The organism is Parapedobacter tibetensis (genome assembly GCF_024704835.1).
In the GTDB taxonomy this organism is placed as follows: Bacteria; Bacteroidota; Bacteroidia; order Sphingobacteriales; family Sphingobacteriaceae; genus Parapedobacter; species Parapedobacter tibetensis.
This window is the reverse complement of sequence record NZ_JAMXBE010000003.1, coordinates 75,799-98,108: the sequence shown is the minus strand read 5'-3', so window position 1 is coordinate 98,108 and position 22,310 is coordinate 75,799. Positions and strand designations below refer to the sequence as shown.

General features: G+C 46.8%; 20 protein-coding genes. 12 read left to right on the top strand and 8 right to left on the bottom strand.

What is annotated here, in order from left to right; translation table 11 throughout:
* Nucleotides 1-27 precede the first annotated feature (27 nt).
* On the bottom strand, nucleotides 28-1,002 hold the full coding sequence (locus NF543_RS05425) for an electron transfer flavoprotein subunit alpha/FixB family protein (RefSeq protein WP_257667095.1): 975 nt from the start codon (nucleotides 1,000-1,002) through the stop codon (nucleotides 28-30).
* Between the two features lie 42 nt (nucleotides 1,003-1,044).
* Nucleotides 1,045-1,782 (bottom strand): electron transfer flavoprotein subunit beta/FixA family protein, encoded by a 738-nt coding sequence (locus NF543_RS05420; protein ID WP_257667094.1) that lies wholly within the window; start codon nucleotides 1,780-1,782, stop codon nucleotides 1,045-1,047.
* Between the two features lie 196 nt (nucleotides 1,783-1,978).
* Here NF543_RS05420 and NF543_RS05415 point away from each other — a divergent pair, with 196 nt between their 5' ends.
* Nucleotides 1,979-2,875 (top strand): Rossmann-fold NAD(P)-binding domain-containing protein, encoded by an 897-nt coding sequence (locus tag NF543_RS05415; RefSeq protein WP_257667093.1) that lies wholly within the window; start codon nucleotides 1,979-1,981, stop codon nucleotides 2,873-2,875.
* 7 nt (nucleotides 2,876-2,882) lie between these two features.
* On the top strand, nucleotides 2,883-3,800 hold the full coding sequence (locus tag NF543_RS05410; protein WP_257667092.1) for a TIGR01777 family oxidoreductase: 918 nt from the start codon (nucleotides 2,883-2,885) through the stop codon (nucleotides 3,798-3,800).
* Here NF543_RS05410 and NF543_RS05405 read toward each other — a convergent pair.
* Nucleotides 3,787-4,425, bottom strand: a complete 639-nt coding sequence (locus NF543_RS05405) for a hypothetical protein (protein ID WP_257667091.1) — start codon at nucleotides 4,423-4,425, stop codon at nucleotides 3,787-3,789. The genes NF543_RS05410 and NF543_RS05405 overlap by 14 nt on opposite strands.
* A gap of 179 nt (nucleotides 4,426-4,604) precedes the next feature.
* On the opposite strand from NF543_RS05405, the gene NF543_RS05400 reads away from it, so the two are divergent.
* From NF543_RS05400 to NF543_RS05390, 3 genes are all read left to right on the top strand, one after another.
* Entirely contained in the window at nucleotides 4,605-6,698 is a 2,094-nt protein-coding gene (locus NF543_RS05400; RefSeq protein ID WP_257667090.1) for a TonB-dependent receptor, read from the top strand.
* Nucleotides 6,699-6,776: 78 nt separating this feature from the next.
* A complete protein-coding gene (gene fbaA / locus NF543_RS05395; protein ID WP_257667089.1) occupies nucleotides 6,777-7,856 on the top strand; it encodes a class II fructose-bisphosphate aldolase in 1,080 nt (359 codons plus the stop codon).
* A 262-nt stretch (nucleotides 7,857-8,118) separates the two neighbouring features.
* Nucleotides 8,119-9,543, top strand: a complete 1,425-nt coding sequence (locus NF543_RS05390; RefSeq protein ID WP_257667088.1) for an alanine/glycine:cation symporter family protein — start codon at nucleotides 8,119-8,121, stop codon at nucleotides 9,541-9,543.
* Between the two features lie 89 nt (nucleotides 9,544-9,632).
* Here the strand turns inward: NF543_RS05390 and NF543_RS05385 are convergent, their stop codons facing one another.
* From NF543_RS05385 to NF543_RS05365, 5 genes are read right to left on the bottom strand one after another with little or no spacing between them, the layout of a single operon-like run.
* On the bottom strand, nucleotides 9,633-10,307 hold the full coding sequence (locus NF543_RS05385; protein ID WP_257667087.1) for an ABC transporter ATP-binding protein: 675 nt from the start codon (nucleotides 10,305-10,307) through the stop codon (nucleotides 9,633-9,635).
* 5 nt (nucleotides 10,308-10,312) lie between these two features.
* Entirely contained in the window at nucleotides 10,313-11,575 is a 1,263-nt protein-coding gene (locus NF543_RS05380) for an ABC transporter permease (RefSeq protein WP_257667086.1), read from the bottom strand.
* The gene (locus NF543_RS05375) at nucleotides 11,572-12,720 is read right to left on the bottom strand and encodes an efflux RND transporter periplasmic adaptor subunit (RefSeq protein ID WP_257667085.1); all 1,149 of its coding nucleotides are present in this window, start codon (nucleotides 12,718-12,720) and stop codon (nucleotides 11,572-11,574) included. Before NF543_RS05375 ends, NF543_RS05380 begins: the two co-directional genes overlap by 4 nt.
* A gap of 2 nt (nucleotides 12,721-12,722) precedes the next feature.
* Nucleotides 12,723-14,039, bottom strand: coding sequence for a TolC family protein (locus NF543_RS05370; RefSeq protein ID WP_257667084.1), 1,317 nt, complete (start codon nucleotides 14,037-14,039; stop codon nucleotides 12,723-12,725).
* A gap of 47 nt (nucleotides 14,040-14,086) precedes the next feature.
* Nucleotides 14,087-14,551, bottom strand: a complete 465-nt coding sequence (locus NF543_RS05365) for a GbsR/MarR family transcriptional regulator (RefSeq protein WP_257667083.1) — start codon at nucleotides 14,549-14,551, stop codon at nucleotides 14,087-14,089.
* Between the two features lie 209 nt (nucleotides 14,552-14,760).
* On the opposite strand from NF543_RS05365, the gene NF543_RS05360 reads away from it, so the two are divergent.
* The 7 genes from NF543_RS05360 to NF543_RS05330 all read left to right on the top strand — a co-directional run bounded on the left by NF543_RS05360 (nucleotide 14,761) and on the right by NF543_RS05330 (nucleotide 22,211).
* Nucleotides 14,761-16,083, top strand: coding sequence for an OmpA family protein (locus NF543_RS05360; RefSeq protein WP_257667082.1), 1,323 nt, complete (start codon nucleotides 14,761-14,763; stop codon nucleotides 16,081-16,083).
* A 68-nt stretch (nucleotides 16,084-16,151) separates the two neighbouring features.
* Nucleotides 16,152-17,702: a glutamine-hydrolyzing GMP synthase gene (gene guaA, locus NF543_RS05355; protein WP_257667081.1), complete on the top strand. Its 1,551-nt coding sequence runs from the start codon at nucleotides 16,152-16,154 to the stop codon at nucleotides 17,700-17,702.
* Nucleotides 17,659-18,915, top strand: coding sequence for an ABC transporter substrate-binding protein (locus tag NF543_RS05350; protein WP_257667080.1), 1,257 nt, complete (start codon nucleotides 17,659-17,661; stop codon nucleotides 18,913-18,915). Before guaA ends, NF543_RS05350 begins: the two co-directional genes overlap by 44 nt.
* 64 nt (nucleotides 18,916-18,979) lie before the next feature.
* A complete protein-coding gene (locus tag NF543_RS05345; protein WP_257667079.1) occupies nucleotides 18,980-20,140 on the top strand; it encodes an RsmB/NOP family class I SAM-dependent RNA methyltransferase in 1,161 nt (386 codons plus the stop codon).
* Between the two features lie 76 nt (nucleotides 20,141-20,216).
* Complete coding sequence (locus NF543_RS05340) at nucleotides 20,217-20,594, top strand: nuclear transport factor 2 family protein (RefSeq protein ID WP_257667078.1); 378 nt, start codon at nucleotides 20,217-20,219, stop codon at nucleotides 20,592-20,594.
* A gap of 65 nt (nucleotides 20,595-20,659) precedes the next feature.
* Nucleotides 20,660-21,511 carry a sigma-70 family RNA polymerase sigma factor gene (locus NF543_RS05335; protein WP_257667077.1) on the top strand — a complete coding sequence of 284 codons (852 nt, stop codon included), beginning with the start codon at nucleotides 20,660-20,662 and terminating at the stop codon, nucleotides 21,509-21,511.
* Between the two features lie 88 nt (nucleotides 21,512-21,599).
* Complete coding sequence (locus NF543_RS05330; protein ID WP_257667076.1) at nucleotides 21,600-22,211, top strand: cupin domain-containing protein; 612 nt, start codon at nucleotides 21,600-21,602, stop codon at nucleotides 22,209-22,211.
* The last annotated feature ends 99 nt before the right edge of the window (nucleotides 22,212-22,310 follow it).

The window sequence follows — 22,310 nt, the reverse complement described above, 5'->3', positions numbered from 1 at the left end:
GCAGCTTTTCCGTAAAAAATCAAACGATTAGTTGCCTTTATAGGCTTTGATGGCCGCTGTAAGTTTGGGTACCACTTCGAAAGCATCACCCACAATGCCGTAATCAGCCACTTTGAAGAATGGTGCTTCGGGATCCTTATTGATGACCACAATGGTTTTTGAAGAGCTTACCCCAGCTAAGTGCTGAATGGCGCCGGAAATACCGATGGCGATATACAGATTGGGGCTTACGGCAATGCCTGTTTGGCCCACGTGTTCTGAATGTGGCCGCCACCCGGCGTCAGACACTGGCTTGGAGCAAGCCATGGCCGCCCCCAAAACTTCAGCAAGCTCTTCTACAATATGCCAGTTTTCGGGACCTTTAAGCCCACGGCCCGCGGAAACCACGATTTCTGCATCGGGCAACGTCACTTTGTCCGTGGCACGGACGATATCTTGGATGACCGTGGCGAGGTCGTTGCCGCTGATTTCCGGATTGAAAGCTTCCACTTGGGCGCTTCCCCCGGTTTCGCGCACTTCAAATGCGTTTGGATTGAGCGCAATGACTTTTTTGGCCGAAGAGAGCTCGACGATGGCAAATGCTTTACCCGAAAAGGCTGTTTTTTTGACGGTAAGCTTATCGCCATCAACATTGGGCAATTCCACGGCACCTGCTGCCAGTCCGGCTTCAAGTTTGGCCGCAATACGTGGGGCCAGTCCCTTTCCACTGAATGAATTGGAGATCACCACGAGGCTGGCATCGAGTTCATTCGCGGCAGCCGCAATCACGGATGCATACGCCTGGTTGATGAATTTTTTAAGTTGTTCCGAAGAGACATCTAATACCTTGGAAGCGCCATAGTTGCCCAACGTATTCAGCTCATCGGAGGCTACGTCCCCAATGGATATAGCGGTTAAGGAGGTATTCAAGTCGTCGGCGACGGCCTTGGCATAGGAAATCACTTCATGGACGGATTTCTTGAATTTGCCATCGGTATTTTCGGCATATACTAAAACTGACATATTTTTTTCTTTTTGCTTATTCGTTGATTCACTCTTCCCAAACTAAATCACCCTCGCCTTATTATGCAATAAGTCTACAAGTTTTTCTACTTCGCTGGCTTCTACTAACGTAACAGCACCTCTTGGTTCAGGGATTTCGTATTTAACCACGTTAGCTAATACGGGCACATCTATGGCATCGATTACAGCCAGTGGCTTGGTACGAGCGGTCATGATACCGCGCATGTTGGGGATGCGTGGTTCGGCTACACCTTCGGCGGTGCCTGCAATGAGCGGGAGTGGGATGGAAAGCACTTCCTTGCCTCCTTCGATCTCGCGTTCCACCGTGGCGGTATGATTAGCGATGTCTATTTTCTTGGCGGTGGCAACCGAAGGGATGCCGAGCAATTCGCCCACGAAGGCCGCTACTTGGGAACCGTTGTAGTCGATGGACTCGCGTCCGGTAAGGATGAGGTCGAAATTTTTATCCTTGGCATAAGCCGCAATCTGATGGGCTACAAACCACGCATCACGTGGTGCTGCATTTATCCGAACGGCTTCATCGGCACCTGTGGCCAGCGCCTTGCGGATGGTAGGCTCGGTACTGGATTCGCCCACATTGATAACCGTTACGGTACCTTGCCCGCCCTCGGCTAGGCCAATTGCTTTTGAGAGGGCTATCTCATCGTAAGGATTGACAATGTATTGGATTCCAGTGGTATTGAATGTCGTTTTGTCATTGGTGAAGGATATCTTTGATGTCGTGTCAGGTACATTACTAATGCATACTAAAATATTCATAACAATTGGTTTTTCACAAATGTAGGATAAAATTATTGCAAAATTAAATCCATGTATTGGAAGGATGTAGCGTTGATGGGTAAATCATTTTTAATGCTATTTTTGCCGAAGAAAATTATCATTGACCGGAAACATATTCTGTTTTCAATTGTAATAGCTAATAACCAAGCCGCATTCTGAGGTGTATACATAGCATATGGAAGTCCTGATAACTGGCCTTAATAATTATTTAGCGAGAAATATAGCAATATTTCTTGCTGAAGAAGATTATAAAGTAACCTGCTTGGTACGGAATAGGAATCTCTTTTATAAGCACGTACCTGATAATTATGGTATAACCGTCACGGAGGGCGATATGTTTAGGGGTGCTCTCCATCCGGAAATAAGTAGGGATACCCGAGTTGCCTTTTATTTCAACCAATCTCCGGCCAATGAGCTTGATATCCGACTGGAAATGGAACGGATTGCCTTACAGCGATATATCAATTCCTTGCAGGACATCGCTTGCCAACACTTAATTTATGTGACTAAATTGGTCGATGATAGCGTGGATCTTATTGATTCTTATCTACATGGTAGCGGGCTGCATTATACCATAATTAGGGTAAGTAATATTATAGGCAATGGGTCTATATTGATGAATATTCTGTCAAAATTAGCGAAGAAAAATATCATAATGGTTCCCAAGGAGTTTGCAGAAAATCGCTGCCAGCCTGTACATTTATTGGATGTATGTGCGTATCTGAACCATATCATGCTTGACCCAAGAACTTATGGTGAATCCTATGATATTGGCGGGCCGGAGATCATGACATACCGGGAGGTTTTTGAACGGTATTTACAGCTCGCCAAGCTACGGAAAAAAATCGTGCCCTTGCCAGCATTGGGACTGTCATTGGCTACGTTGGTATCACGCTATCTTTATAAATTTGAACAAGATGTGTCCTCGGCATTCATCGCGAATATGCGTAGCGACCTATTGTGTAAAAAAAATGGGTTGGATGTGCTATTTCCCGTCGAATTGACCCCATTCGACGATGCAATAAATCGGGCGTTGGGGGCTTTGGAAAGTGGACATCCGATGGGTAAATGATGAAGTTATGCAAAAAAGTGTTTTGGTAACTGGGGCAAGCGGTTTGATAGGCCAAGAACTGGTCACCGCATTAGTAAACCGCAATTATTCGGTCAAGGTATTAAGTAGGCATAAACAGCAAGCCGAATCGCCGTCCGTTCAGTTTTATGAATGGGATGTTTCAAAAGGGGAGGTAGACATGGCTTGCGTCGATGGGGTTGAGGCCGTCATACATCTTGCCGGAGAAAACATAGGCGCTCTGCCTTGGAGTAACAGCCGCAAACGTACCATCCTTGAAAGCCGAACAAAATCCATCGCATTGATTTATGATTTGTTGAAAAAGAATCCTAACCATAACGTCAAAACAGTGGTGTCTGCCTCGGCTTCCGGATATTATAATGATAGGGGCGATGAATTGATGACCGAAGATAAGGCTCCCAAAAACGATTTCCTTGGGCAAACTTGTTTAAAATGGGAGCAAGCGGTGAGTCAGGGCAAGGATTTAAGGCTGCGGACGGTCTCATTGAGGAGTGGAATGGTATTGTCAGCTAATGGCGGGGTCTATCGCAAACTGGCCAACATGGTGAGGAAGGGATTGGGTGCTGTGCCTGGAACGGGTAAGCAATGGATGCCATGGATACATATCGATGATACCGTAGCCATGTATATCTTTGCTTTGGAACATAACGGGATAGCTGGGGCTTATAACATGGCCGCTCCCGAGCAAATTACTTTTTCGACCTTTGTTGGCACCATGGCCAAGCATTTGGGCAAGCCCATTTGGCTACCGCATATTCCAAAATTTTTACTAAAAACCGTTATGGGGCAAATGAGTGAAATGCTCCTCAGCAGCACCCGTGTATCGTCCGAAAAAATCCGCAACGCAGGGTTCCAATTCCGATACCCTACTATTGCAGAAGCCTTGGAAGCAGTTATCTTGCCTTGACGGTACTTTTCCCATCCTTACCGGGTGAACCCGAATACACAGTCCCTTGGCTTAAGTTGCCCAATGGCCGGCCTGCGGATCGCGTGTTGATTAAACTATAGATGTTATTGAGGTCGCTTTGTGGATTTACCCGGTATCCACCGGCTCGGGTGTCGATTTGGAGGTAATTCGGTGATTTCCTATCCTCGGTCTGCGGCATGATACCATCACTGGCATAAGTGAAATTCACATTTCCTCCATCTCCATTGGGATGTGTGCGCGATCCGTTATTACTTGCATCATGGCCACCAGCCAACACATACAATGCTCCAAGTTTGTCAAACCGAATATCGATATCAAAATCAGACCCGTTGTTTTTGCCATCTGTGCCAAAGATATAGGCACGTTTGTCGATTTCAGCGTGCTTTACGGTGAGTTTGACATCCTTTTTGGCGAAAAAAATCAATTGCGCCCTGTCTTTCATGATCAAGGTATCAATATGTAACACCAAGGAGGAATCCCGTCCCCCAAAAACTTCCTTATCTTTGCGTCCTATTTCCAGTTTTGAAATATGCTTGATGCTCTCTTCTTGTGCAAGCGCAACGCTTGAGCTAATGATTAGGGTGAATGCGATGATCGTTTTCATGGTATAAGTCCTTTTATCTGTTCTATTTAACTGTGTTCTATTTATAGTTAGACTCCGGCAAGCCATTAAAGTTTAAATGATGTTACAAATGCGATTTGGTGCGATAAGCTAGGTGTATATTGTTTATTTTCGTCACGGATATTTTTTTGTTTCCATGTTACCCGCAATTTATAATAATTATGACAAGGTTAGTTAGCGTCATTATGTTCCTATCAGTTCTTCCGGTATTCCTTTCCATTGCGCAGCAATCCCCCCAAGATACTACCCATCAAGATATCACCCATTTGGAAGAAGTGATGGTAAGGGCCTATTTCGCCGAACAACCCTTGTTACGCCTTACCGCTTCGGCGGGTATAATTAGCAATACCACATTGCATCATCAAAGCGGAACGACCTTGTTGCCCGCTATCAATACCATCCCCGGAGTACGGATGGAAGAACGTTCTCCGGGAAGTTACCGATTGTCACTTAGGGGCAGCTTGTTACGCTCACCTTTTGGTGTACGGAATGTAAAGGTATATTTGGATGAGATTCCGCTAACCGATGCCGGAGGAAATACTTACCTCAACATACTTGATGCTGGTAGCGTAGGTGATATTGAGGTGCTGAAGGGGCCAGATGGCAGCATTTTTGGCGCCAATTCCGGTGGGGTGGTTCTGATTCGGCCAGCAGGCCTATCAGGGAAGTCCAATACGGGGTCTTTGCGCTTCAGCGGAGGATCCTATGGGTTATTCCACCAACAGCTAGCGGTGGAGATGCATCCGTCATCCAACTATCGATTCAGTGTCAACCAAGCCTATCAGCGTGCCGATGGATACCGGCAAAATTCGGCGATGAAACGGGCTGCTTTCCAAACCGCGCAACGTTGGAAATACAATCAAACTAACGAGTTTCGTCTACTGGCCCTGTATTCCGATTTACGTTATCAAACATCGGGCGGACTCACGGAGGCACAATATGCCGAGGATCCGAAACTGGCGCGGCCAGCTACGGCTACCATACCCGGCGCCGCGGAACAACAAGCCGGTATCATCAATAAGACTTTGATAGGTGGCATTGTGCACGATGCCCAACTTACTGGAAACCTAAGGCATGTTGTCAGTGTTTTTGGCTCGCATACCGATTTCAGCAACCCCTTTATCACCAATTATGAGATACGGGATGAGTACAACGTTGGCTTCCGTTCTTATTTCGACTACGCCAATAGCAATTCCGATGTTTTTTCTTGGCGTGCCAACGCAGGGGTAGAATGGCAGTATGGACGGGCAGATATTTATAATTATGACAATAATGGCGGCTCACTAGGTAATGAGCAAGCTGCTGACGCGTTGAAAAACAACCAACATTTTTATTTTGCGCGTTTCAGCGCGGATATGCGTAACCGGCTTTTCCTGGAAGGCTCCTTGAGTCTCAATTATTATGGATATGGATTTAGATCCATTTTCCCAATGCATGAATCCATGTTTACGGACAAGCGTTTTGATGCCGAATGGATGCCGAGGATTGCGTTGTCCTACCTGCTTAATCGGCATCTTGCATGGCGGGCATCCGTATCAAGAGGGTATTCACCACCTACCATTGCTGAGGTACGCCCATCTGATAACGTCATCAATACCTTGCTGGAAGCAGAAACGGGTTGGAATTATGAAACCGGATTCCGGTGGCAGACCGACAATCGCCGCATATTCATTGATGGTTCCGTGTTTTATTACCGCATGGAAGATGCCATTATCCGCCAAGTACGTGAGACGGGAGCCGAATTTTTCGGCAATGCCGGAGGGGTAGATCAACGGGGGATTGAATTTTCCGCGTCCACATGGGCAGTCGAACCCCGCCAAGCAGGTTGGTTGCGTGGTCTGGAGATCGGCGCAAATCTAACCATCAGCAGGTTCCGATTTGGTGATTATCGCATAGGGGAGGAGTTTGATTTCACGGGCAATAAGCTCACAGGTGTGCCATCGGAAACCCTAGTTAGCAGCCTATTAGTGCAATTTCCGTTGAATATTGAGGCTTATTTGATGCATAATTACACATCAAGCATCCCGCTAAATGATGCCAATACCGTACATGCTGATGCCTACCAGCTGCTACAGGCAAAAGTGAGTTGGTGGCGATCGTTGGGACACCAACTGAAATTGCAATTTTTCGTTGGCGCGGATAATATCCTCAACCAAGGGTATAGCCTTGGCAATGATATCAATGCTTTTGGTGGCCGCTTCTTCAATGCAGCCGCTCGAAGAAATTTTTATGGAGGAGTAATGGTGAGGTATTAATCCACGTTTCATTCACTCATTTTAAAAAATTATCCCTACTTTCGAAGCCGTTAATCAACGCAAAAAAGAAAGAATATCATGAGTTTGAAAGATTTCAAAGGAGTCGTTACGGGAGATGCCGTTCAGGAATTGTTTAGCGTGGCCAAGGCCAACAAATTTGCTTTACCTGCCGTCAACGTCATCGGTACCAACTCCATCAATGCAGTGATGGAAACTGCGAAAGCGGTCAATTCACCGGTGATCATCCAATTGTCCAATGGCGGAGCACAGTTCTATGCCGGTAAGTCGCTCAACAATGACGGCTTGCAGGCTTGCATCCTTGGCGGTGTTTCCGCTGCGCAGCATATACACCTGTTGGCCGAATATTATGGCATTGCCGTAGTCTTGCATACCGATCATGCTGCCAAGAAATTGCTGCCCTGGATTGATGGATTGCTTGATTATGGCGAGCGCTTTTTCAAACAGCACGGGAAACCGTTATTTTCCTCTCATATGCTCGATCTTTCTGAAGAACCCATTGAGGAAAATATTGAAATTTCATCCAAATATTTAGCACGGATGAAACCACTTGGCATGACGATTGAAATCGAACTGGGAGTCACTGGAGGAGAAGAGGACGGTGTAGATAATACCGATGTGGATAGCTCTAAATTGTATACCCAACCTTCGGAAGTGGGTTATGCTTATGAGGAACTGAATAAGGTGAGTGACAAATTTACCGTGGCCGCCGCCTTTGGCAATGTGCATGGCGTATACAAACCCGGTAATGTGAAGCTACAACCCGTGATCCTGAAAAATTCACAGGATTATATCCGGGAGCGGTTTAGATTATCGGCCGAGAAACCTGTCGACTTCGTATTTCACGGTGGGTCAGGTTCGGCTCCTGAAGAAATTGCGGAAGCCATCTCATACGGTGCCGTCAAAATGAACATCGATACCGATATCCAATGGGCATTTTGGGACGGAGTGCGCGGACACTATCAATCCAAAGAAGGCTATCTGCAAAGCCAAATCGGCAACCCTGAAGGCGCCGATTCACCCAATAAGAAATACTATGACCCACGGGTGTGGTTGCGCAAAGCAGAGGAAAGCCTTGTGAAAAGGCTTACTCAAGCTTTCGAGGAATTGAATGCAGTGGATGCGAACAGCAAGTTATAGTCGAACTTCTGTCAATATCTGTAATACAACTTATTATAAGGAACCCTTGCAATGCTCAATAGTGTTGCAAGGGTTTTTTTATTGTTTAGCTTGACGCTATATGTTTGGTTATATGGAATTTTAGTGAACAGGCTGGTGAAATATATGTTTTTTGGTGTTTTTATTCGTCAAATGTATAGAATATGTTTAATTTGCGGCCCTTTGGAGCAATACTAACCCTTAAAAACACGATTTGCGGCTGCATGTTGAGCCGAAAGCCCTTATGGAACAATTGATTAATACCGTAAATAACATTGTGTGGAGCAATGCGCTTATCGTTTTGTGTCTCGGAGCAGGAATTTATTTTTCATTTGCAACCCGATTTTTGCAGGTGAGGTATTTCAGGGAGATGATCCGCCTGTTGTTCAAAGGAAATGCCTCCAAAAAGGGCATTTCGTCTTTTCAGGCATTTGCGCTGGCCATATCCGGCCGCGTAGGAACGGGTAATATCGCCGGGGTGGCTACAGCAATTGCCATGGGTGGTCCCGGCGCGGTGTTCTGGATGTGGACCATCGCTTTCTTGGGGAGTGCCTCCGCATTCATTGAGGCCACTCTGGGCCAACTTTATAAGGAAGTGAAAGACGGGCAATATCGGGGCGGCCCTGCTTTTTATATTGAAAAAGGGCTTGGCGTAAAGTGGTATGCTGTGCTGTTTGCGATAGTAACGGTATTCAGCACGGCACTTTTCCTGCCTGGTGTGCAGAGCAATAGCATTGCAAAGGGCATGAGCACTGCCTTTGATATACCGATGATCTATACGGGTATTGCACTGACGTTATTGCTTGGTTTGGTTATTTTCGGTGGAGTAAAACGAATCAGTAAGGTTGCGGAAGTGGTGGTGCCGTTTATGGCCGCTGCATATATCCTCATGGCTATTGTCATCATCGCGTTGAACATCGCAGAGGTACCTGCGATGTTTGCATTAATCTTTAAATCGGCTTTTAACCTGGAGCCGGCTTTTGGTGGTATTATCGGTATGGCTATTGCCTGGGGTGTGAAAAGGGGGATTTATTCCAATGAAGCGGGGCAGGGGACCGCGCCACATGCGGCTGCGGCTGCCGAGGTAAGCCATCCGGTGAAACAGGGGTTGGTCCAGTCCTTTTCAGTTTATGTAGACACCTTGTTTATCTGCACGGCAACGGCCTTGATGATTCTCTTTACCGGACAGTATAATGTAAAGAACCCATCGGGAGGCTTTATCGTTGAAAATCTGCCCGAGATAAAGGATGGTCCGGAGTACACGCAATACGCCATTGCACACCATTTTCCTTATTTAGGTGCAGGGTTTGTGGCACTGGCCTTGCTTTTCTTTGCCTTTACTACCATTATGGCCTATTATTATATGGCGGAGACGAATTTAAGTTACCTTGACAAACAAGGTCGCCATAAATGGGCAATATGGGGACTGAGGTTCCTCATACTTGGAGCTACATTCTATGGCACGATCAAAACGGCCGAAGCGGCTTGGACGTTGGGCGATATCGGGGTAGGGCTCATGGCCTGGCTCAATCTTATTGCCATATTACTGCTGCATAAACCAGCCTTACGCGCGCTTAAGGATTACCGCACGCAACGAAAAGCTGGAAAAGACCCTGTTTTCAATGCGGACGAGGTGGGTATCAAAAACACGGACATGTGGAAAAATTGATGATCAGCTCCACCCTCAACAAGTCGACATCTTGTTGTGAGCAAACAGGGGTCTTGTGCACATAGATTGCTGTTTCCATAGTTCCTTGATCATTGTTTATCGATTCGGCCATCAGCCAAGTGGATGATATGGTCTGATTTTTCGGCAAATTCGTCATCGTGCGTCACCATGAGCATGGTTTGTCCCCGTTCTGCTGCTAATTGACTGAACAGATCAAATACAATGGCCGAGTTACGGCTATCGAGGTTGCCCGTGGGCTCATCGCCCATCACAATCAGGGGGTCGTTGATGAGTGCCCGGGCAATGGCCACCCGTTGCTGCTGGCCACCCGATAGCAAAACGGCCCTTTTTTTCGCCTGATCCTCCACATCCAGCAGCTTGAGCAATTCATAGGCTTTGTGTTCCACTTCATCGGGTGGTTGTTGTGCCCGTTTGAGGCCCGGTAGCATCACATTGCGCAAAGCGGAGAATTCGGGGAGCAGAAAATGGAACTGGAAGACAAAGCCAATGTGGTGATTGCGGAAATCAGCGAGCCAGCGGTTGCTTTTTCCCCTCATTTCCTCCCCATTGATTTTGATGCTTCCTTCAAAATCGGTATCCATCGTAGACAATAAGTATAGCAATGTAGATTTCCCACTGCCGGATTTACCGGTGATGGAAATGAACTTGCCTTTCTCGATGTGGAAAGTAAGCCCCTTCAATACATGGAACTCCGTGGGTTCCCTGAAATATTTATGGATATCCTTTGCTTCTAGTATATTCATGATAATTATCCTCTTAAGATGGTGATCGGGTCGACCTTGGCGGCGTGGCGTGAAGGCATATAGCCGGCCAATATAGTGGTGAGGATGCCAAAAGTGAATCCGGATATGTAATAAATGGGCTTGAAGCTTACGGGTAGGTGGTCCATCGTAATCATCACATCACTTTCGAAGGGCATCCTCGATGTTGCGTAAGCGAGTAGAAAGCCGAAAATCAGTCCCATCACCGCCCCAATGAATCCGATGACGATTGCTTGGATAAGAAATACCCACCGGACGTCTGTATCTGAGAAGCCCGTGGCTTTCAGAATGGCAATATCCTTCATTTTTTCATAAATCATCATGGTTAGGATGTTGAAGATGCCGAAACCGGCAACGAGTAGAATGGTAGAGGCTACTCCGTATGTGATCATGTTGCGTAGCACGTTTCCTTCCAACAAGGCTGAATTGTCCTTTTTCCAGTCAGACCCGCTATATTGGTAGCGGTTTTCCAGTTCTTCAACAATTTCGGGAGCCAATTCCTTATCATGGAGCTTTACCTTGATGTCTGTGATATAGCTTGCCGGCACCCCAAGGAACCGCTGCACGGTCTTCAGGCTGGCATAACTTTGTTGGTTGTCAATATCGGTCAATCCGGTCTTGAACAGCCCAATGATGGTAACTTGAAAATTATCGCCTTTCTCCGTGGTCACGGATAACTTGTCTCCCGTCGCCACATTGAGTTTCCTGGCAAGACCCACGCCCATGAGTAAGCTATTGGGTTGGGTAGCCAGCTTCTCATGGCCACCTTCCACAATTTTGCTACCTAGGGCAAATAAAGCATCTTCATTCTCGAAATTGATGCCGAGAACCCGGCCATTTACGGAAGCTGACCCTAATCGGTAAAACAATTGGGTGCTCACGGATGCAGAGATGGCCAGCACCCGGTGATCCTTTCCGAGTTCTTCCACAGCCCTGATGCCGTCTTTCAGGTTGGGAAGGATGTCCTTGGGTTTTTGGTGGTGTACCACATTCCATGCGCTGGGTGCGGCCCTGTCCAATATGGAATGCTCCGCAAGCGCTATTTCGTTATATAGTCTGAGATGTGGCGATTGCTCAAACACGACGTCCTCCGTGAATTCATTGGTGCCTTCCATGACGCTGACCATAAAGATGAATACCGTGATGCCAAAGGCAACCCCGACGGTGGCAATGATGGTCTGCTTCAGTTTTGCGCGCATGTGGGTGAAAGCGATGGAAGCAGCCAGTTTGAAATCTTTGGCTATCTTCATGGTGTTTTATTTTTGATGACGACATCCCCCTTTTGCAATCCGCCATTCACCTCTAGCAGTTCGCCATCCCGGATACCCGTTTGTACGGCGATTTTTTGTTCACTGCCATCACGGCTTATCTGCACACTGTCTCCCGGCAATAAATAATCTACGGGAATCGCCAATACCTGACTACTATCACGGATCACAATGTTGGCCTCTACGGACGCCTGTGGATAAAAATCGCTGTCATCGAGTACCAGCGCTTCAATTTCGAAGCTCCTGTTTTCTTTTTGTAGCACGGGCATAATTTTGTTCACTTGTGCCTTGAACTGTTTTCCGGCATAAGCATCGGTTTCGAAAAGGACTTGTTGACCCAGTTTGATTTTGGAGACGTCGCGTTCATCCACCAGAAGTTCCAACTGGTATTTCCCAGGGGAGCCTACCATGAGGATGGGCTCTTGAGGGTTGACGGTTTCACCCACTTCCTTATGGATGCTGAAAACTTTTCCCTCAATTCGGCTAATCAGTACGCGGCTTTCCCTTCCTTGCCGGAATTGCGCTAGTTGCTGTTCTGCAGCCAATACCTTGTTTTGCAGGTCATTGTATTGCGACTGCAACTGCAGCCGGAGATTGTTGTATTGGGTAAGGCTGGAAGCTGCTTGCACCGCCATTTCCTCAGCTTGTTTGCGCGAAACCGCTTGGGTGATGGCCAATTCGGTGTAACGCTGTGCGTTTATTGAATCTTGTTCATATTGTTTTTTGGCAAGGGCCATGCGTTCTTGCAACTCGGCCCGGACGGCCGAACCCGCCGCGGCGTTTTGACGGGCTATCGCCAGTTGTCCAGAAAGGATGCCTAGCTGTTCGTTTTCACTGGGGGAGCCCAAAATCACAAGGGGTTGCCCAGCCTTTACCGTATCACCTTCACGGACCAGAATTTGATGGATACGTTCAGGCGTAGTGGCCATGAGGTGTTCGTATTCAAGCGGGAAGATTTCACCCGAAGCGTACACGGCCTCATGTAAGGACACCTCTTCCACGGTATGGCGTTCGGTACGATCCCCACAGGATTGTATACTGGATAGGAGCAGAAGCACCGCGAATGAAACCATCCACCTGCCAGTTAATGGCTTAATCAATGTATTTACTGATGTGAGTCTATTCATGGTTATTGTTGATTTTGCAAATATTGAATGGTTACTTGATGGCGGAAATATTCCAGTTTTGCCTGATTGAGCTGCGTATGTACTTGGTCAAGTTCTTGCTGCACGTCCTTGAGTTCCAGCATATCGATGATGCCTTTTTCGAGTTTCTGTGCTGCTAACACCTCATTTTCCTGAGCCAGTGCCATACGCTCCTCCTGTATGCGTACACGGGTTAGGCTCTTGTTCAGTTGTAGGCGTTCCTCCATGTACCTTTTTTGTTCGGATTGTTGATACTGCTCAAATTCAATCGCTGCAGTTTCGGCACGCAAGCGTTGTTCTTTGGGATTATGGGCCATTTTGGCCATTGAGAATAGGGGTACGCGCAATTGTAGTCCCACATATCCCGAGGCAAACCAGGTTGACTCACCGATGAAATCGAGCGACGAACCGAATCCCATTTTACTGTATCCCGCTGTGAGGGCCAGCGTGGGCAGTAAGGCCTTTTTGGTGTTTTTCCACTGCTGTGTGGCCAGGTCTGCTTGCAAGCGGCGGTTACCATATTCAGGCAATAGCGATGGATCAAAGGCATCAGACATGGCGGAATATGTTCCCAGCGTGCCAGGATTAATCGTAAGCACGCTGTCCAGTGGATACCCCATCCAAAATTTGAGATCCAAAAGGGCGGCATCACTGTCGGATTTAGCAGCTAACGCTGCTTCTTCGCGGTCTTTCAAGAGGGTGAGTGATTGGTTGAACGCAATTTTATCCGTCAGCCCACTTTTAAACAACCGGCTGATGAGCCCATGCATTTCACTGACCCGCTCTAGCCGGCTTTCGGTAAGTTGGATGGTTTCCATCCCAAGACTGGTATGGTAAAATGCCATACGGATATTACGGACGAGTGTCTTGTCTAGATTTTGTTGCCTCTCTTGTGCGGCTTGCTGTTTCAATGCGGCCATTTTGATTTCTCCCCATGCCTGTGCATCCACGATGGGCAATCTGCCTTCAGCCCCGAAGGTGCCCGTCCAAGGCGTACCCAATCTTACCGGCACAAAAGTCCCTTCGGGTTGACCGAGCAGCTCTCCCGGGAATACCTGCACCGGTATTTTCCAGTAATGGTCCAAACCGGCGGTACCATCCACTTCGGGAAGAAGCGCGGATATGGCTTTGCGTTGGCCCACCTCGGCGACTTCGCTCTCCTTTTCAGCGACAAGCAGTTCACGGCTGTGCTGCAAACCGTATTGGAGGCAGCTTTCAAGTGTCCATTCCTGGGCACTGGCGATCCCCGGTATGCCCAACATCGCGGAAAAAAACGGAAGATATAAACAGCGTGCTTTCATTTAAGTTCTTTTAGTTCTTAAAGTAAAGAACAAGTTGGTAAAAAAAATTAATCTTTATTTGCCCGCATAGCCACTGTGCGCCGCCAGCGCTCTATCATGATGGGATACTCCACCAATAGCATGCTATAAAGGAGTGCCACATTTTCCAGTTCTTGGGCAAAGCCGTCATCCTTAGCCCGATCTGCACGGATGTCTTCCAACATCTTGGAAAAACTTTTGATACGTGTCTCCATATATCGTTCATTAAACATATTCTGGAAATTGATATAAAAAAAACGTTTCCGTTTCCCACCCATCGTGCGAGAATCCACCATTTCGACAGCTTTGAGCATCTTCAGTGCGTTTGAAACAGCGCTTTTGCTCACACTGAAATAGGCTACCATATCTTCAAAGGTTGCGCCGGTTTCATCGCAATACAATAAGTAAACATACACCCTTGCGGCTACTGGCCCTAAGCCCATGCGCTCCATTGTACTGCCATGCAGTTCGATTTTATCTCTGAATTTTTCCAAATCAATCTTTTACAGTACAAAGGTATGAGAAAAATTTGGTTCTCCAAGCAGAGAACAAAAATATTTTCACGGGGGAGCGGTATGCGGCTAAGTGAACAGGGGTAATGGTTTATCCAAAAGGCATGTTCGCTCATTCCAGCAGTAACGCCACAGCAGTATGGCTATATTTATCAATGAATAAACCATTGACAAAACTAATGGAGGGAAACATGAAAATTGTACTAATAGGCTTAGGTGCATTGTTATGGGTAGGTGCCCCGGGGACAGCAGAGGCCCAACTGATGAAGAAGTTGGCTAAAAAGGCCGGGAAAGCAGCGGAACGCACCATTGAACGTCGGATAGAGAAAGAGACATCTGAAAATACGGACAAAGCATTAGACAAAGTGTTTGAGGGCGATAAATCCAAAAAGTCTGACAAGGAAGACGCAGCATCCGGCACTACCCAAGGTGGGCGTCAGGGTGAGATGGGGTCGGCCAATACAACAACCTTTGCTTCGTACGGTAAGTTTGATTTTGTGCCGGGAGAAAAAGTCATCGTGATGGAAGATTTTTCCCAAGATGCCGTGGGGGATTTCCCTGCAAAGTGGAATACGAATGCCAGCGGAGAAATCAAGACCATCGCGGGTGCCGAAGGCAAATGGTTGGCATTGACCACTAAAGGTACTGTTACGCCGGATTTCATTACCAACCTACCTGAAAATTTCACTTTGGAGTTTGATTTGGCCGTCACACCGGATTATAGTTTTTATGATTCCCCCTTGATGATCTCCATGGCTAGTCTCTCCGGAGCCAACAACTTTACCGGATGGAGCCGTTTTGGGCAAGGCAGAAATACTGGCGTGACCGTAACCCTACATCCTCAAGACGCTGGTAGTGCTCCGAAAGGAAAAAGTGGCTATGAACTATGGGAAAACAAGAAGAAAAGCATGGAGAATATGATGTCAGGATTGGAGGCCTTCAACAATAAAGATCGCAACATCGTAAAGATATCGATATGGCGACAAAATCAGCGGCTCCGTTTCTATGTGGATGAAAACAAAGTTTGGGATCTTCCTCGAGCTTTTGCAACAGGTGTAAGCTATAATGGATTGGTATTCAGTAGAGATGGCGCCAAGAATGGCAACCAATACTTGATTAGCAACCTCCGGCTGGCAGTCGGCACACCGGATACCCGCAGCAAGTTGATCACAGAAGGTAGGTTTTCTACGACCGGCATCTATTTCAATACGGGGTCAGCAGTTATCAAACCAGCATCCTACGGGGTGTTGAAAGAAATCGCGACGGTGCTCAAAGAAAACCCAGATGTGAACGTTTCCATCATCGGCTATACGGATAGCGATGGTAGTGACGATGTGAACCTTAAATTATCCAAGGATCGCGCAGCATCGGTGAAGAAAGCGTTGAGCGGCGAATTTGGGATTGATGGAAACCGGATGGAAACTGATGGTAAAGGTGAAGGTGAGCCAGTAGGGGATAACAATACGACTGAAGGTAAGGCCCAAAACCGGAGGGTAGCATTTGTGAAAAGGTAAGGAATAGGAAGTTCGGAGATCTCACATCTCATATCTCACATCTCGAATCAAATCCGTACCTTTGGCCCATGCCAGAAAAAATCATTATTGTTGATTTCGGCTCCCAATACACCCAATTGATTGCACGTCGTGTACGAGAGCTGAATGTATATTGTGAAATACACCCATATAACCATCTTCCTGAATTTAACGGTACGGTAAAAGGGATTATCCTTTCAGGCAGCCCATACTCTGTGCGCCAAGAAAACCCACCCCATATTGATTTCCATGACCTGCAAGACCAATTTCCCTTGCTAGGCGTGTGTTATGGGGCGCAATATATTGCCCAGCATTCGGGTGGTCAAGTTGTCGCTTCGACTATCCGTGAATACGGTAGGGCCAATCTCCACTTTATAGATAACGCCAATCCACTGTTGGCTGATATTCCTGTTGAATCTCAAGTATGGATGTCGCATGGGGATACCATTTCGGTGATTCCCGATCATTTTGAAATCATTGCAAGTACCGATAAAGTAAAGGTGGCGGCCTACCATGTCAAAGGTACCCGTACCTATGGTATACAATTCCACCCCGAGGTGACGCATAGTACGGATGGTACTACATTACTCAAAAATTTTGTGCTGGACATTTGCGGATGTACCCCATCCTGGACGGCTGATGCCTTTGTCGAAACCACCGTGGCCGCTTTAAGGGAAAGACTGGGCAATGACCACGTGATCATGGCCCTTTCCGGTGGGGTGGACTCGACGGTGGCAGCGGTATTGTTGCACCAAGCGATTGGCAAAAACCTGCACTGCATCTTCGTAGACCATGGTCTTTTGCGGAAGGATGAGTTTGAACAGGTGCTTGATTCATACCAGCACATGGGGCTCAATATCAAGGGGGTAAATGCCAAAGATCGGTTTTATCGGCAGCTGGCTGGTGTGAGTGAACCGGAGCAGAAACGTAAAATCATCGGCGGGGCTTTTATCGAGGAATTTGACGATGCTGCCCACGCGGTGCAGGCCGAATTGCCCGAAGGGGTAGCGGTGAAATGGCTTGGCCAAGGCACCATTTACCCCGATGTCATTGAATCTGTATCGGTCAACGGTCCATCGGCTACCATCAAATCACACCACAACGTGGGTGGGCTACCCGATTTAATGAAGCTCAAGGTAGTGGAACCGCTGAACACGCTGTTCAAAGATGAAGTGCGTAGGGTTGGGAAAGCTTTAGGAATAGCCCCTAATATCCTTGGACGACATCCTTTTCCTGGACCCGGACTAGCCATACGGATTTTAGGTGATATCACACCGGAAAAGGTACGGATTTTGCAGGAAGCTGATGACATCTATATCCGCAACCTGCGTGAATCGGGTTGGTATGACCAAGTATGGCAGGCAGGCACCATATTCCTCCCCGTGCAGTCGGTAGGCGTAATGGGCGATGAACGTACTTATGAACATGTGGTATGCCTACGTGCCGTTGGGTCCTTGGACGGAATGACTGCAGATTGGATACATCTGCCATATGAGTTATTGGCAAAAATATCAAATGAAATAATCAATCACGTAAAAGGGATAAATAGGGTTGTATATGATATCAGTTCGAAACCACCGGCTACCATTGAATGGGAGTAAACTTATAATACTGGTCGCATCATTGATGCTGCTTATCGCTGGATGTAAACCCAAAGTGCGGGTACTCCGCCCTATGGGTAGCAAAGATGAACCGAAGAAGGAAACTCCAGCGGAAAAGAAAGACAAGGAAGAGACGGACGCAGACATAATAGATGTGAAGAGCATCGCATTGCTGTTGCCTTTCCAGCTGAACAAGGCCAACCAACATGCGCCTAGCACCATCGACATCCGTAGATCAGCGCTGGCGTTGGACTTTTACCAAGGGTTCAAATTAGGGCTCGATGCACTGGCTGCAGCTGGCACCAATTTCAAGGTGAATGTGCTGGATACCCGGGATGATGTGGCGGAAAATACACGCATTGCCAAGCTAGATGAAGTACGGAACGCCGCTTTGGTGGTGGGGCCGGTATACCCCAAGGAAATCCAGACCTTTGGATTTAATGCTTCGCTTGACCAAGCGCTACAGATTTCGCCGCTGGCGGCCAGCATGCCTTCCGAGTTTAACCTTCCCAATTTGGTCACCATTACTTCGCCCATCTCGGCACATATCAAGACTTTGGCAACCCATATCGCGAAGCAATATAGCACCGGTGATGTGGTATTGCTATACAAGACGCAAGATGCGGCAAGCCAGCAATTCCTCGCACCCCTAAAAACAGAAATCCAACAGCTGAACAAAAATATTAGCATCGTTGAGGTACAGGACGAAGAAAGCCTGGAAAGTAGGGTGCGTCTTTCGGGCAAAAACTTGGTTGTATTAGGTACGACCAATAAATATCAAATATCACCCGTTTTAGCCCATTTACTGACATTGAAGGATGAACTATCGTACCAAATCCAACTATTTGGTCACCCCAATTGGGCGAAAATGGATTTTGATGAAAGCGAGGGCTTAGGTGCATTCCAGACACGGATCACGTCTTCTTATTATATCGATAAAAGTGCTTCCAATGTACGCAAGTTTGACCAGCAGTACCAGCAAGAGTTTGGTGTGGTACCTACGGAATTTGCCTACAAAGGGTATGATGCTGCTTATTATTTCGGAAGCTTATTGGCAGAGTATGGCGAAGGGTATAAGGACCACATTACTAATGTAGAATACGACGGGCTGCACAATACCTTTAAATTTGAGTATAATCCCTCTTGGGGATATGTGAATAACGCTATTTCCTTTATGCAATATAAAGGTGAAAGCTTTAAGCCGCTTAAATAATCGCTAGTGCAGCGCGACCCGTTATCTGCCTCATGATGACGCAACATAATATCTGACGGATTCCATGGAAAAACGCATACAGCAACAAATCCGTACGGTTGAACGCCTTTTGCAGGAATATTCGGGCGATGAACCATTGGCCCGTTTCCTTTCGGGGTTTTACAAGCGGAATCGCCAGATGGGATCTGCTGATAGGCGCATAGCATCGCGTCTAGCTTATAATTATTTCCGGATTGGACTTGCAGCCGCAAAAAGTCCGTTGCCGGATCGATTGGCCTTGGCTGAGTTCTTGTGTAGCAAAGATAGCGCCGTAGCCCAGTTGTTGCTACCGGAGCTTTATTCTCATATCTCCGATGAGCTATCCCAAAAAATTGCGTTATTGGAAGACTATACCGCATTCCGGTTGGCCGATGTATTCCCTTATACATCGCATTTATCAGCTGGTGTAGACCAACTTGGGTTTACATATAGCCTGTTCACACAGCCTGATTTGTTTATCCGCTTACGTCATGCTCACGAAACTGAGGTGCTTAGTATATTGGAAAAAGAAAATATCCCTTACCAGAAGCTAAGCGATTTTACTATCGCCCTGCCCAACGGTACGGCCTTGGACCGTATCCCTGGTCTAGCCGGGAAATATGAAGTGCAGGATAAATCTTCACAGCAAACGGCCGCATATTTTGAAGCGTCCGCAGGTGAACACTGGTGGGACGCCTGTGCGGGCTCGGGCGGAAAATCACTTTTATTGCTCGATAGCAATCCCAGTGTGAACCTATTGGTGTCGGATACACGAAACAGCATCCTGCGCAACCTGGATGAACGGTTTGAAGCAGCGGGAATCAAATCCTATAGGCGTAAAATCATCGATCTTTCCAAAGATGCCGATACTATACTTGGAGATGAGCAGTTTGATGGCATGATCTTAGATGCACCCTGCACGGGTTCCGGTACATGGGGCCGCACACCGGAGCAGATATCCGCATTTGACGAACAGTCGATTGGCCGCTTTGCCACACTGCAGAAACAGCTTGCCGGCAATATGGTGAAACACCTGAAGCCCGGAAAGCCACTTATTTACATCACATGCTCCGTATTTTCAGCGGAGAATGAACACGTAATAGAACACTTGCAAGCGCACCATAGCCTCAGGCTTGAACGGATGGATATGCTGTGTGGATACCTGCATAAGGCAGACAGCATGTTTGTGGCGAGGCTGGTGAAATAACAGCTATATGTTATAAAAAGTTGTCACGTTTCCCTCGTGAAACTTGTCTTCTATAAAAATATCAAAACAACACATTATGGAATCAGCAGAGAATGAAATCTTAAGCGTAGTAACTGACTTTGTAAAGGGAGGGGACGAGCAAGATATCCAAAAACTGGATGCCGTACTGCATGCTAATTATAGAAACTTGCAAAGTGGCTTCTTTGAACAAAAAGGCGTATTCAACATCGATAAGGAAGCTTATCTTTCGCTTATTGAGCAAAAGGTATTTGGGGGCACACCTAGGGAAATACACGTAGAGTCCGTGGATCGGGCGGGAGCACTTGCCATGGTAAAGGTCCATTTATATCGACCGACATTCAAGTTTATTTCGTTTATTGCACTTATAGCAGACGAAAACGGCCAATGGAAAGTGGTTGGCAACTACCCACATACTGAACCGATAGTCTCATAGGTTTGTATCCTATATCCCTTATCTTTGGCATTTGATGCCCTAGCCATTTATATGAAGTTAGAAAAATGAGTACCGATTACCAACACCTATTATTTCCATACGCTTATAATATCTTGGGATCCACAGATGATGCGAGGGATGCCATACAGGATGTGTTATTAAAGTTTATCACACTGCCAAAAGATGGAATTGCCGATGAACGCAACTACCTGATCAGAAGTGTGATCAATAGGGCTATCAATATCAAGAACCGAAATAAACGGATCACCCATAATGATGTGTGGTTACCCGAACCTGTTGCCACCGAAGATGCCGACAGGGATGTGCACCTCAAGGATATCCTTTCTTATTCGTTACTGGTACTGCTGGAAAGGCTGAATGCCCAGGAGCGTGCGGTATTTATCCTAAGGGAAAGTTTTGACTATGCTCACCAAGAGATTGCCGATACATTGGACATCACGGAGGAAAATTCGCGTAAATTGCTAAGTAGGGCAAAAGACAAGCTGTTCAAAACTGGAAAAGTGTCACCAAAAGCGATTCATACAAAAATGGAAACCAAAGCCATGCTGGATAAGTATATAGAAGCAATCCGAAGCAAGGATATGACCCATATAGAGGAATTGCTTGCCGAAGACATCGTATTTTATGCGGATGGTGGCGCTAAACTCCAGGTGGTTAAGAAACTTTGCATCGGATCGCAGGACGTGGCCGATCTGTTATTATTTGTCTATCATCAGTATCAATCGAGCTATCAAATCGTAATGGGAGAGGTAAACCACCAGCCGGCCTTATTGTATTACCATGACGGTGAGCTTAAGGTTTGCCAAGTATTTGAAATGTCGCCGGAGGAAGGGAAAATCACCCAGATTAATTCGATTGTCGATCCAGAGAAGATAAGACATATCCAGGTTCACTGAGCATGGTGTACGGGACTACAGCTCAAACATTTTGACAATTTTGTCACGTTTCGGTATACTGTTTTGTCTTTACCACAAAACGGGAATCATGACAAAACAAATCATTATTATCATTGTATTAAGCATGGATATATTAACAGGAAAAGCACAAACACCAAGGGTGGAAGGTGCAGGAAATAAATCGGGTGTACAGGATTATTTGGCAGACAAACTGGTCAATGCTCCGGTAGTTATGGCTGCTGATGCAGGTGAATCCCTTGAAATGCTGGGTTCTAAACTCACGTTCAAACTCACCACCGAGTCCACCAATAACCAAATGGGTTTATATGAGGTGAAACTAGCTCCACAAGTGTCTGGTGCCAAACTACATTACCACCGGTTTATGGATGAAACCTTTGTGGTCACCAAAGGCACGTTGACCGTCCAATTGATCGACCGTGAAGTGGAGATCGGGGAGGGGGGTGTCATCCATATCCCACGGTTCACACCCCATGGTTTCTACAACGGTACGGATGAGGAAGTCATGGCACTGATGCTTTTCAACCCCCCTCAGCACCGTGAAGATTTTTTCAGGGGTATGAAGGAGGTGCTTTCCGAAGAACCCATGGATGCCTCTAAATTCCTTCAGTTATACCACAAGTATGATAGCCACCCTATTGATGAATCGGAGGCTGCCGACGTGTTGCGTAGCCTGCAATGAATTGCATTTCAACAACCCGTACTGCTGGAAAATGGCTCCATTGTCAATTGGATGATGATCTTCCCAAGCCAATTACCGTTACTGCTTGCGCTGTTTTAT